This is a genomic window from Vibrio sp. G-C-1, assembly GCF_021728015.1.
GTDB lineage: Bacteria > Pseudomonadota > Gammaproteobacteria > Enterobacterales > Vibrionaceae > Vibrio > Vibrio splendidus.
This window is the reverse complement of the sequence record NZ_JAKKCR010000018.1, coordinates 42,775-55,239: the sequence shown is the minus strand read 5'-3', so window position 1 is coordinate 55,239 and position 12,465 is coordinate 42,775. Positions and strand designations below refer to the sequence as shown.

The 12,465-nt window shown below is 44.2% G+C and carries 9 protein-coding genes; 6 read left to right on the top strand and 3 right to left on the bottom strand.

Annotated features, from left to right (window positions below; translation table 11 throughout):
• Positions 1 to 173: 173 nt before the first annotated feature.
• The gene (gene polA, locus L3V36_RS21450; protein ID WP_104215058.1) at positions 174 to 2,987 is read left to right on the top strand and encodes a DNA polymerase I; all 2,814 of its coding nucleotides are present in this window, start codon (positions 174 to 176) and stop codon (positions 2,985 to 2,987) included.
• A gap of 507 nt (positions 2,988 to 3,494) precedes the next feature.
• Here the strand turns inward: polA and L3V36_RS21445 are convergent.
• The gene (locus L3V36_RS21445; RefSeq protein WP_017081700.1) at positions 3,495 to 4,094 is read right to left on the bottom strand and encodes a hypothetical protein; all 600 of its coding nucleotides are present in this window, start codon (positions 4,092 to 4,094) and stop codon (positions 3,495 to 3,497) included.
• A gap of 230 nt (positions 4,095 to 4,324) precedes the next feature.
• Complete coding sequence (yihA, locus tag L3V36_RS21440; RefSeq protein ID WP_004735573.1) at positions 4,325 to 4,984, bottom strand: ribosome biogenesis GTP-binding protein YihA/YsxC; 660 nt, start codon at positions 4,982 to 4,984, stop codon at positions 4,325 to 4,327.
• A gap of 148 nt (positions 4,985 to 5,132) precedes the next feature.
• Here yihA and L3V36_RS21435 point away from each other — a divergent pair, with 148 nt between their 5' ends.
• The 5 genes from L3V36_RS21435 (at position 5,133) to hemN (ending at position 9,736) form a co-directional block, all read left to right on the top strand.
• Positions 5,133 to 5,750: a c-type cytochrome gene (locus L3V36_RS21435; RefSeq protein ID WP_004735574.1), complete on the top strand. Its 618-nt coding sequence runs from the start codon at positions 5,133 to 5,135 to the stop codon at positions 5,748 to 5,750.
• A gap of 557 nt (positions 5,751 to 6,307) precedes the next feature.
• Positions 6,308 to 6,946 (top strand): class I SAM-dependent methyltransferase, encoded by a 639-nt coding sequence (locus L3V36_RS21430; RefSeq protein WP_004735576.1) that lies wholly within the window; start codon positions 6,308 to 6,310, stop codon positions 6,944 to 6,946.
• A complete protein-coding gene (yihI, locus tag L3V36_RS21425) occupies positions 6,946 to 7,503 on the top strand; it encodes a Der GTPase-activating protein YihI (protein WP_004735577.1) in 558 nt (185 codons plus the stop codon). Before L3V36_RS21430 ends, yihI begins: the two co-directional genes overlap by 1 nt.
• 6 nt (positions 7,504 to 7,509) lie before the next feature.
• Complete coding sequence (locus L3V36_RS21420; protein ID WP_017079341.1) at positions 7,510 to 7,998, top strand: DUF2489 domain-containing protein; 489 nt, start codon at positions 7,510 to 7,512, stop codon at positions 7,996 to 7,998.
• A 346-nt stretch (positions 7,999 to 8,344) separates the two neighbouring features.
• Positions 8,345 to 9,736 (top strand): oxygen-independent coproporphyrinogen III oxidase, encoded by a 1,392-nt coding sequence (hemN, locus tag L3V36_RS21415; RefSeq protein ID WP_004735579.1) that lies wholly within the window; start codon positions 8,345 to 8,347, stop codon positions 9,734 to 9,736.
• 91 nt (positions 9,737 to 9,827) lie between these two features.
• On the opposite strand, the gene L3V36_RS21410 is transcribed toward hemN, so the two are convergent.
• Entirely contained in the window at positions 9,828 to 12,446 is a 2,619-nt protein-coding gene (locus tag L3V36_RS21410; RefSeq protein ID WP_208775642.1) for an EAL domain-containing protein, read from the bottom strand.
• Positions 12,447 to 12,465: the final 19 nt, after the last annotated feature.

Sequence of the window (12,465 nt, the reverse complement as noted above, 5' to 3'; positions counted from 1 at the left end):
AATATAAACAGAGTTATCCACAGAACGCTTGTGTCTAAGAACAAAAAATAACAACAAATCGATTATTACGAACACAACCGAGTCAACGGATACAGATCGACAACGTAGAATCCAACCAACAGACGTGGCATTCTTAACAGATAATTTCTGTACTTACTGGATTCACAAACATTATGGCTCGTATTCCTGATAATCCATTGATTCTGATCGATGGCTCTTCTTACCTATATCGCGCGTTCCATGCTTACCCTGGCACCATGAGCAATGGTGATATCCCAACGAATGCTGTTTATGGTGTGGTTAACATGCTACGCAGCATGATGCGTCAATTTGCTTCTGATCGTATTGCGGTTATTTTTGATGCGAAAGGGAAAACGTTCCGTGATGATATGTACCCAGAGTACAAAGCAAACCGCCCACCGATGCCTGACGATCTTCGTTGCCAGATAGAACCATTGCACAACGTGATTCGTGCGATGGGTTTGCCACTTATCTCTATTCCTGGCGTTGAAGCAGATGACGTGATTGGTACGTTGGCTTCTCAAGCTTCTGCGATGGGTATGCCTGTGCTTATCAGTACCGGTGATAAAGATATGGCGCAGCTGGTCGATGACAACGTTACTCTGATCAACACCATGACCAACGTGGTGATGGATCGTGAAGGTGTTATTGAGAAGTTTGGTATTCCGCCTGAGCTTATTATCGATTATCTCGCGTTGATGGGCGATAAAGTGGATAACATTCCGGGCATTCCAGGTGTTGGCGATAAGACTGCGACGGCATTGCTGCAAGGTATCGGTAGTATCGAAAAGTTGTATCAAAATCTTGATGATATTGCGGCGCTTGGTTTCCGTGGTTCGAAAACCATGGCTAAGAAGCTGGCTGATAATAAAGACAATGCTGATATGTCTTACCAGCTTGCGACGATTAAGTTAGATGTTGAACTCGAAGAGACACCAGAGTCACTCGTTAAAGCTCAGCCAAATATCGACGAGCTGATCAAACTATACGGCCAACTTGTTTTTAAATCTTGGTTGAACGAGCTGCTTGAAGGTGGCAGTGGTGTGGTTGAAGCGGATGAAAGATCTGCAGCAGCGGGAGCTGGGGCGGTACGCAGCAGTGCTTCTGCAGCAACGTCTACCGTGGAGATGAATACTTCCGCTGTGACGATTGATCGCAGTAACTACGAAACGATTCTAGATGAAGCGTCATTCAATGTTTGGCTAGAAAAGCTTAAAGCAGCTGAATTGTTTGCTTTCGACACTGAAACAGACAGCTTAGATTACATGGTCGCGAACCTCGTTGGCTTGTCATTCGCAACCGAAGAAGGCGTTGCCGCTTACGTGCCGGTTGCTCATGATTACCTAGATGCACCGCAGCAGCTGGATCGTGATTGGGTACTTGAACAGCTTAAGCCGATTCTTGAAGATGATGCTCAAGCAAAAGTGGGTCAAAACCTGAAGTACGATATGAGTGTGCTAGCGCGCTACGGTATCGAGATGAAGGGCATCAAACACGACACTATGTTGGCTTCTTACGTTTTCAATAGCGTAGGTGGCAAGCACGATATGGACAGCCTAGCGCTACGCTTCCTACAGCATAGCTGCATCTCATTTGAGCAAATCGCAGGTAAAGGTAAGAAACAACTTACTTTCAACCAGATTGAACTAGGTGAAGCCTCTCCATACGCCGCAGAAGATGCTGACGTGACACTACGTCTGCATAACCGCCTGATGGAAAACATCGAGCAAGATGAAAAGCTTAAAACCATCTATGAAGAAATCGAAGTACCACTGATTCCTGTGATGTCTCGCATTGAGCGTACTGGCGTATTCATCGATGACATGCTGTTAGGGGCTCAATCACAAGAGATTGCGGTTCGTCTGGATGAGTTAGAGCAGAAAGCTTACGAGATTGCAGAGCAAGAGTTCAACATGAACTCGCCAAAACAGCTGCAAGCGATCCTGTTTGAAAAAATGGGTCTACCAGTTATCAAGAAAACGCCATCAGGTGCGCCTTCAACTAACGAAGAAGTGTTGCAAGAGCTGGCCCTTGATTACCCGTTGCCTAAGCTGATCATTGAGTATCGTGGCCTTGCGAAACTGAAGTCTACTTACACGGATAAACTGCCGAAGATGATCAACGCTGAAACGGGTCGTGTTCACACGTCTTATCACCAAGCGGTGACGGCAACCGGTCGTTTGTCTTCGACTGATCCAAACCTACAGAACATCCCAATTCGTAATGAAGAAGGTCGTCGTATTCGCCAAGCATTCGTTGCACAACATGGTTGGAAGATCCTAGCGGTCGATTACTCTCAAATTGAATTGCGTATCATGGCGCACCTATCGGGTGATAAAGCGCTGCTGGAAGCGTTCCAACAAGGCAAAGATATTCACGCGGCAACGGCTGCTGAGATTATCGGCGTGGCTATTGATCAAGTTACCACTGAACAGCGTCGTCGTGCTAAAGCCGTTAACTTCGGTCTTATCTACGGTATGAGTGCCTTTGGCTTGGCTAAGCAACTGGGTATTCCTCGTGGTGAAGCACAACACTACATGGATACTTACTTCGAGCGCTACCCTGGTGTAATGCAGTACATGGAAGACACACGCAGCGCTGCTTCAGAGCAAGGCTTCGTTGAAACCATTTACGGTCGTCGTTTGCACCTGCCTGAAATCCAATCTCGTAATGGCATGCGTCGTAAAGCCGCTGAACGTGCGGCGATCAATGCGCCAATGCAAGGTACGGCGGCAGACATTATCAAGAAAGCGATGTTGTTAGTGGATGAGTGGATTCAAGCCGAAGGCGATGGTCGTGTGAAGCTATTGATGCAAGTACACGATGAATTGGTATTTGAAGTTCAAGAGTCAGCTTTAGCCGAAATTGAAAGTAAAGTACAACAATTGATGGAGTCAGCCGCTGATCTAGAAGTACCGTTAGTCGCGGAAGCTGGCCACGGTGACAACTGGGATCAAGCCCACTAATCAGTTTTTGACCTTATTGAGTGAATTAGTATGAGCCAGTGCACAAACACTGGCTTTTTTTTGTCTCGAATAAAGTTGAGCCGTAAGAAGAATTTAAGTGTTTTAATAAAACATTCATGAAAAAAAACTACAAAAATTGTTTTCATTTCTGAGCAATTGTTGTACATTAAATCTTGTAGGGTACAGAGGTAAGATGTTCTATCTTTCAGACCTTTTGTTTCACGTTATTGGATTAGGCTGATTCAGCCGCCCCAGTCAGTATTTGACTGGGGCGTTTTTTCTTGTGCGAAAGAAAAATATTTCTAACCTACTATTACTCCCATAAACCCGCCCTTTTTAGTGTCTTTTCTTACGCTTTCTCAAGCACAGTGATAAACACCTGATTTGCCTTAGATCTGGAACTCGATCAGCATTTGGTAATTTAAATCCGTCTCTCATTTGATTGTTTTATCATTTAAAATAACTTTTATTTTACAAGTTGCCGATAAAGGATTGATCGCTTACACCTTATTTATCAGTGTATTGAGTGGGTGAATGCTCAATGTAATCCATGATTTCTTGTTGTTTCTCAGTACTGTATTTCAGCGCTTCGGCGGTGATTTGGATGGATTGCGCCATAGAAGAGATATTGTTGGTCGCTTTCACCAAGGTTTGCTGCATGGGTTTTAGGATAAGTAGGTAGATGGCAGTCAAAGCGATAACAATGACAGCGATAACGGCTGCTAACGCAATGATGATCTTGGTCTGAATATCATCCAACAGCATTTGACTGGTCTTTTTAAAGGCGAGTCGAGATTGGTCTAAGGCTTGTGGGAGTTGATTGAGTGATGTTTTGGTAGAGCTCGCAAGCTTGTTGATGCTTTCAACGGTTTGGTTCAGAGCTTGTTGTTGGTCTTCACTAAGGTTGGGGTTGTTGACGATCGCCTGCAAAGATTGCGATATCACCTCAAGAGACTCACTCGCATCTTGAGCGTATTTTTCCATACCATCCAAGTCCAAGGTCATATCAACATTGATCAGTGGGGCTTGTTCTTGTTCTGCTTCAGAGGCGAACCCTGTCAATGAGACCAGCATTAGTGCAATGATGGCCAACGGTGTTTTCCACATGAGTATTCCTTTCTCATTGTTCTGTTTATTTAGATGTGTCTTTTAGTATGGTTCACTTCTCTCGTTTCTAACTGATTAATCTTGTCTTTAATTCTCAATACTTAGGTTTAACTCACTAATTTTTGGGCAAAAAAATACCCCACCTATATAAGGAAGGGTATTAATAAGGCTAAATCACTTGCTGTAAGTGCTTTAACTTCTAATTATAGATAAAGCTATAGATAGAAGAGCTACTCTGAGTCGTTGTGCTCTTCGTCCGCTAGCTCATCAATGATTTGATCAGCAAACACTGGGGCAAACCACTCATCCATCTTGGCACGCAGTTGATCAACGCCGATACCCTTCATTGAAGAGAAGACATCAACCGCAACATCACCACCGAAAGATTTCGCATCATTACGGATTTTCAGTAGCTGTGCTTTACGCGCACCACTTTTCAGTTTGTCTGCTTTTGTTAACAAAACTTGTACTGGGATGCGGCTATCGATAGCCCAGTAGATCATTTGTTGGTCAAGGTCTTTCATTGGGTGACGGATATCCATCAATACCACTAAACCTTTCAGGCTTTCACGTCGTTGTAGGTATTCGCCTAGCGACTTCTGCCATTTTTTCTTCATCTCAAGCGGAACTTGAGCAAAGCCATATCCTGGTAAATCGACGATATGACAACCGTCCGTTACCTTAAATAGGTTAATTAGCTGAGTTCGACCGGGTGTTTTACTGGTTTTCGCCAAGCCTTTTTGGTTTGTAACGCGATTTAGCGCGCTAGATTTACCAGCATTGGAGCGTCCTGCAAACGCAATTTCGATCCCTTCGTCTTCTGGTAAATGACGAATATCAGGTGCACTGGTAATGAAATGCGTGTTTTGATAATGAATTTTTACGCTCACTGTTAACTCCATCTCGACTTTGTGTAGTCGATTGATTACTTTTTTGTGAATTTGTGTAAAATAACCGTGCTCGGCATAAGGTCGCCTATTGTACCATGAGTGGCAACATAGAGTGGTACTGGAAGCTTGATAATTATAATGGAATGTCATGAAGAAATTAGCGCTAATTTTGAGTCTTTTAGCCAGCTGCTCAGTATGGGCTCAAGGTAGTATTGAAGCTGGTAAAGCCAAATCACAAACATGTGTTGCCTGCCACGGTGCTGACGGCAACAGTCTGATCACTCAGTACCCTAAGCTGGCTGGTCAACATGAGAAGTACCTAGAGAAGCAGTTAAAAGAGCTTAAGCTCGGTATGACTAGTGGTGGTAAGCAAGGTCGTAATGAACCTGTAATGGGTGCAATGGCGATGTCTTTATCTGAAGAAGATATGGCTGACCTAGCGGCGTACTACGCATCGCTACCTATCTCTAGTAACTCTACTCCTGAGAACGTAGTAGATGAAGGTAAGGTTCTTTACACCGCGGGTAACGCAGAACGCGGCGTAACGGCGTGTATTGCTTGTCACGGTCCACGTGGTAACGGTACCGAACTTTCTGGTTTCCCTAAGATTTCAGGCCAGCACGCAGATTACATCAAGGCTCAACTTGAGAAATTCCGCGATGGTAGCCGTAATAACGACATGAATGCGATGATGCGTGATGTAGCTAAAAAGTTAACAGACGCAGATATTGATACCTTATCGAAGTACGTTGGTGGTTTACACTAATATGTCGGTTTCTTGCTCTTAGCCAGAGTAAAGAAATGTACGCTCGAGCGAGATTGAAGAGACGCCCCGATCAGTAATGGTCGGGGCGTTTTCTTTTGTATTGGTTTTATTAATATGTTTGTTGCTGATGTCTGATTTATCAATGTGTGATCGATTTGTGTACAAAAGTGTGAACTTGAACTCTTGTAGTCTTTTTGTAACACGGTAAAGTAACGGCCATCAGCTAGGAGCTGACTTAGATACGGATGGTCATCTAGTCTAACGGTATAGACAGAAACGGATCAGGCTAGGACAGCCCAGCAACAAGGTGTTAGAAAAGGATAGCCAAAACTCATCAGGACGATGAACAACAAACAAATTTGGCATGGAAAGCACCAATAACAAATGGAGATTTGTGTACCAAGTTGAGTATGCAAATTTTGGCCGATATAGGCAGATTTAGAGAGCGATAGGTTTTCCTATCGCTTTTTTTATTGATTTGATGAAAAAACACCCAATACCTCTCCACTATAAACTCAGTTTCTGGTATGTTTCGCATCCCTGTTTAAGGATGTGCTATGTATACTTGTCCCTTATGCCATCACCAAGGCGTGAATCACTATTTTGAAGACAAACGCAGAGCCTATCTGCAATGTCAGCAATGTGAACTGGTATTTGTTAAACCTGAACAAAGGTTAGAAGCAAAAGAAGAGAAAGCACACTATGATCTCCATGAGAACGATCCTAGTGATGCAGGCTATCGCCGTTTTCTATCTCGCATCGCGGATCCACTAACAGACAAAATTTCATCTAACTCACACGGGTTGGATTTTGGTTGTGGCCCAGGCCCTACGCTATCTATTATGTTAGAAGAAGCCGGACACACCATGGAGTTGTACGATATCTATTACCACCCAGAAGCTTCTGTGTTGGAAAAAACGTATGACTTTATGACTGCCACGGAGGTGATAGAGCATCTTTATCACCCAGACAAAGTGTGGCAGCAATGGTTGAATTTAGTTAAACCCAAGGGCTGGATTGGTCTTATGACTAAACTAGTAATAGACGTAGACGCGTTTGCTGGTTGGCACTACAAGAATGACCCGACACATGTCGTCTTCTTTAGTCGTCAAACATTCCAGTTTTTGGCAGAGCGGGATAAGCTCGAACTAGAATTTTTTGGAAATGATGTAATTTTACTGAGGAAAGTGCAGTAATGGGTCGTAGTAAGAAATCAAGAAAACCGGGAGCACTTGGCGCTCCGGAACCTATGGTTACTCGTAACCGTAGTGAATCTGATGTTGAAGGTCGTGAACGTAAGCGTGTTAAAAAGCGTAAAGGCCTTAAGTCTGGCAGCCGTCACTCAGATGGTAGCGAAGCAAAACAGCGTAAAGCTGCACTAGCTCGCGACCCTCGTTTAGGCAGCAAGAAAAAAATCCCGCTGATTGTTGAACCAGCGAAGAAGTCGACGAAACAAGAGCGCAAGCTATCTAACGAACAAGAGTTAGAGATGCTTGAGAATGATGCTCAATTGAACACATTGCTAGATCGTATCGAAAATGGTGAAAACCTAGGTGCTGGTCTGCAGAAGTTTGTTGATGAGAAACTTGATCGTATCGAACACCTAATGGGCCGCTTAGGTCTGCTAGAACCAGAAGACGATGAAGAAGAGATCTTCGAAGAAGCACCGGTTGCCTCTAAGAAGAAAGCAAGCTCTGACGAAGACTTGCTATCTCAATTCGAAGATTTCGACTTAGACAGCTTTAAAGGTTAATAGCCAATGAACGTAACCTTATTAGCAATTGCTGGTGGAATTATCATTCTCGGCTTGGGCTCTTACGCAGGTTACCTTCTACTTCAAGTGAAGAAGCAGACGGAGTTGCAAAAGCAGCATCAAGCACTTGCCATTGAAAAACGTAACGCGACGATTTACGAAAACGTAAATACTTTGTGCTTAGCGGGTATTCAAGGCCAGTGTGACTTACCTGAGATCAGTATCCGAGTGTGTATCATTATGGATAACGTTCAGGGTGATGAGCGTGTCGATTTTGATTCTGAGTATCCTGCTCTTTCTGAGCTGTACCATATCGTAAAAGATATGGCTCGCGGAGACGGAAGGCAGGAACTGACGAAGAAAGAGCGCATGCAGCAGAATCTCACACGCCATAAGGCGGAGACTCGCTTGAATGATGCGGTCATTGAAGATTTGAAAAGGTTGCAGGAGAAGGTTAAGCCTCTCAACAACCAAATCAACATTCAGATGATCTAGTCACTAAGACTTTTAAATATAGAGGCTTGTTTAACATTCCGTTTTAAGACGCGCTGCTTTTAATACCTATGCATTTAAGACTTTTTTTCCTAAATGCATCTTGTTTTTAAGTAGCCTTGTCTTTTAATAGACGATGTTAAATGAGCCTTCTTACCTTTTGCGTCTCGTTAATCCCGACGCTTTGTTAGTGATCAAGCTAGCAGTTCTGAGTTTTTGTCTGAAAAATTGATTTTGTCTTGGAACGACCTTACTGGTCGTGTGGCAAAATAACCCGTCTATATTTTAATGTATGTAAAATGATTTGAGAGACCTTAGGTTCTCGCGGATCTAAATTGGAATTACCGCTATGTCGAGCAAGCCAGTAACAACGAATCAGCAAATCGTTTGGGATCAAGAGATCTTAAACAAGTACAACTATTCGGGACCTCGTTATACTTCATATCCAACAGCGTTGGAGTTTCATGAAGCGTTTACCGTCGCTGATTACGACATGGCGTGTACTCAGTACCCTGAGCGTCCACTCTCTCTTTACGTGCATATCCCGTTCTGTCATAAGCTTTGTTACTACTGTGGTTGTAATAAAGTCATTACTCGTCACTCGCATAAAGCGGATGAGTACTTAGATGTGATTGAACATGAAATCCGCCAGCGCGCCTCTTTGTTGAATGGCCGTGAAGTGACGCAATTGCACTTCGGTGGTGGTACGCCAACGTTCTTGACCAAAACACAAATTACTCGCTTGATGATGATTCTGCGTGAGGAATTTAATTTCACTGCTGACGCTGAAATCAGTATTGAAGTTGACCCGCGTGAGATTGAGCTAGACGTACTTGACCACCTGCGTAACGAAGGCTTCAATCGCCTGAGCATTGGTGTGCAAGACTTCAATAAAGAAGTGCAGAAACTGGTTAACCGTGAGCAAGATGAAGAGTTCATCATTGCGATGGTTAAACGTGCGAAAGAGCTAGGCTTCCGTTCTACCAACCTTGACTTGATCTACGGCCTACCAAAGCAGACTCAAGCTTTGTTCGCGGAAACATTGAAGCAAGTGTTAGAAATGAAACCGGGTCGTTTATCGGTATTTAACTACGCACACATGCCGCAACTGTTTGCCGCGCAGCGTAAGATTAAAGATGAAGACCTACCTGAACCAAAAGAGAAAATGGCCATCCTCCAAGATACCATTGAGACTTTAACGGGCGCGGGCTACCAGTTTATTGGTATGGATCACTTTGCTTTACCAGAAGACGAGCTAGCAGTAGCACAGCGTGAAGGTATTCTGCATCGTAACTTCCAAGGCTACACGACCCAAGGTGAAGCTGACCTAATTGGTTTCGGTGTTTCTGCTATCTCAATGGTCGGTGATGCTTACGCTCAAAACCAGAAAGAGCTGAAGAAGTACTACGCTCAAGTGAATGACTTGCGCCACGCGCTTTGGAAAGGTGTTGCTCTAGACAGTGACGACCTTCTACGTCGTGAAGTGATCAAACAGCTTATCTGTAACTTTAAGCTTGATAAAACCATGATCGAATCTGAGTTCTCGGTTAACTTTAATCGTTACTTCAAAGAAGATTTAGGGCTACTGCAAACCTTCATCAACGATGAGTTGGTTGAAGTCGACGACAAAGAAATCCGCGTGACTTTGCGTGGCCGTTTGTTGATTCGTAATATCTGTATGTGTTTCGATAAATACCTACGTGCTAAGGCTCGCCAACAGCAGTTCTCTCGTGTGATTTAATCGTTCGATTGAGAATAAAAACATAAAAAATGCCAGCATCATGCTGGCATTTTTGTATCTGTGTCTTGCTAACGGAAGACTTTCTACCTGACTAGGTGACACCCTTTTTGGTGCTTTGTTTACTTTTGGTAATTTGTTTGTCTTCGTTATTCGGTTGAGCGTTGGTATTCTTTTGAACATTGATGAGATCGGTTGGCCACTGATCAAACGGAACTGGACGACTGTATAAGAAGCCTTGAGCCAGTGGGCATTTTAGTTGCTTGAGGAGTTCTGCCTGTTGCTGTGTTTCAACGCCTTCTGCCACTAAGCTCACTTTGAAACCTTTGGTGATGTTAACGATGGCCGCGACGATCGAGCTGTCTAGGTTCTCTTTTTCGAGCTTGCTGACGAAGCTACGATCGATCTTTAAGCAATCAAATGGCAGTTTGTGTAAATAAGCCAGTGACGAATAGCCGGTACCAAAGTCATCAATTGCAATCGAGATGCCTAATGCTTTTAGCGTCAGCATGTTATCGATGATGGCTGGGTCATTGTCGACGATGCGTGACTCAGTGATCTCAAGTGTCAGGTTACTTGCTGGTAGCTTGGTGTCACGTAGCGTGCCTTTTACTTGTTCAACAAAGCCACTTTCACTCAGTTGATCGACCGACAGGTTGACGTGAATAGAGAAGTCCTTGCTCCATTTTCCTGACTCAATCGCGATGGCTGTATCTCGACACGACTTATGTAGAATTTGCTTGCCGATATCGTAAATCAGCCCGCTCTCTTCAGCGAGAGGAATGAATTCAAGTGGTGAAATTACGCCTTCATCGGCTATCCAGCGTGCTAAAGCTTCAGCCCCAATGGTCGATCCGGATTCTAGATCAATAATAGGTTGATAGAAGGGTTCGAACTGTTGAAGTTCAATCGCTCGGTTCATCCGCGCCAGCATCTTAGTGCGATGTCTTGATGCTTTACCCATCTCAGGGCTGTAAATGCTGACACTAGCTTTGTCCTGTTTTGCGTTGCTCAAAGCAATGCTACTACTACGCAGCAATAGCGCAATGTCGTGGACGTTAGATACACCGACGACGCCCATCGATACCTTAATAACGACACTTTCTGATTCCATTGAAAATGGGGAAGCAAAGGTTTGAAGCAGGCGATTCGTCAGTAGTTGAGCTTCCTCGCTTTGGATGACGTTCGGGGCGTAAATGGCGAATTCATCACCGCCAGTGCGAGCTAATAGGTACTCGGATGGCAATGTGCCTCTTAAACGAGCGGCCGCAATGATAAGCAATTGGTCACCATTGTAATGACCAAGGCTGTCATTGATGTCTCGGAAGCGATCAATACCCACTAAATAAAGTGTGCCTTTTTCGTTTGCTGGGTTTTTCTTGGCAGCGTCGATAAAGCCTTCGCGGCTGTATAGCTTGGTTAATGAGTCATAGGTAAGCTGAGACTGCAATGCTTGAAAGGAAGCCTTTAAGTTGTTGGCCATTTCATTGAATGACTCCACCAACATACTGGTTTCATAGATATGCCCCGTCTTTGGCATGCTCGTGTCCCAATCGCCTTTAGCAAGACGCTTTGCCGCATCCGCTGTTGAGGTGATGGGTTGGGTTACGCGATTAAAGGCAATTAACCCAGCAATGACACCAATGCAACTCAGCGCTAGCCCGAGCAACCAACTGTTTCTTTGGTTTTCAGGTAACTCACCGAGTAGGTTGCTTTCAGGGATCGACATACCAATAAACCAAGTGATGCCGTGCTCATCTTCATAAGGGGTGATCTGGTTGAAGTATCGTTCGTTGTCTAGGCGGAAGCTAAAGCGCTGCACGCCCAAATTATCGATTAGGTGAAATTGGTCTACGTAGCTAGCACTTTCACGTATTACCGGGTTAGCACTCTCTGATGCCAGTAAGCGTTGGCCCTTATTGGTTTTCCCTGTTCCCCAAGAGACCACGCTACCTCCGCCCGAGTGAGCGACCAAGCGTTGCTGTTTATCAATGATATAAACAGAGGCATCCGTTTTATCTTTGAGTTCTTTGAGAAATGCATTGAAGGTATTGATCTTAATGTCGCTAACGACGACGGCTTTGAATTCGTTGTCATCATAGATAGGGGCGAGGGCAGATAAGGTGATCTCTTGGCGTTCATCTGCATTGGCATAAATTGGCGACCATACAGCCTTTTTTTGCGTCGAAACGGGTGTGTACCAAGGGCGGACTCTCGGGTCGTAACCTGAAATCACAGATCGAATGTCTTCGCTGATCTTGCTTCCACGGTAAATGACCAGCTGATCGCTAGTACGCTCGTCTTGTACCATCAAGGTATAGCCGTTGTTAGTTTCTTTACGAAAACCGACATAGTTACCATCTTCAGAACCAAAGCCGATCACATCGAGTTGAGGTATAGCAGTGAAATGGTCTGAAAACGTATAAAGAATGTAGTCTTGGACCTTGCTAAGGTTTCCCGCTTGGTAAAGGTGGTGGTAGCCGATGTTATGGCTGAGCGAGAGGTTCGCGTGAAATGGCTTTTCTAAAAAGTTGGACAGGCTTTGATGAACATGGTCAGTAAGTGATGTTAGTTGGCGTGCACTAACATCACTCACCATCTCTTTGTAGCTTTGCTTTTGAGTGAAAACCATTACGCTCATAGTGAACAGAAAAATCATCACGAATGGCAGAACCACAGCAGTTCTCAAGGTAATTTGTGTTTTCAAAGACATCTTTAGCTACAACTTTAGT

Excerpts from the sequence above, each read along its gene's own strand:
- L3V36_RS21430 (WP_004735576.1), top strand. The coding sequence starts at position 6,308 with ATGTATACTTGTCCCTTATGCCATCACCAAGGCGTGAATCACTATTTT.
- polA (WP_104215058.1), top strand. The coding sequence starts at position 174 with ATGGCTCGTATTCCTGATAATCCATTGATTCTGATCGATGGCTCTTCT.
- yihI (WP_004735577.1), top strand. The coding sequence starts at position 6,946 with ATGGGTCGTAGTAAGAAATCAAGAAAACCGGGAGCACTTGGCGCTCCG.
- L3V36_RS21420 (WP_017079341.1), top strand. The coding sequence starts at position 7,510 with ATGAACGTAACCTTATTAGCAATTGCTGGTGGAATTATCATTCTCGGC.
- L3V36_RS21435 (WP_004735574.1), top strand. The coding sequence starts at position 5,133 with ATGAAGAAATTAGCGCTAATTTTGAGTCTTTTAGCCAGCTGCTCAGTA.
- L3V36_RS21445 (WP_017081700.1), bottom strand. The coding sequence starts at position 4,094 with ATGTGGAAAACACCGTTGGCCATCATTGCACTAATGCTGGTCTCATTG.
- L3V36_RS21410 (WP_208775642.1), bottom strand. The coding sequence starts at position 12,446 with ATGTCTTTGAAAACACAAATTACCTTGAGAACTGCTGTGGTTCTGCCA.
- hemN (WP_004735579.1), top strand. The coding sequence starts at position 8,345 with ATGTCGAGCAAGCCAGTAACAACGAATCAGCAAATCGTTTGGGATCAA.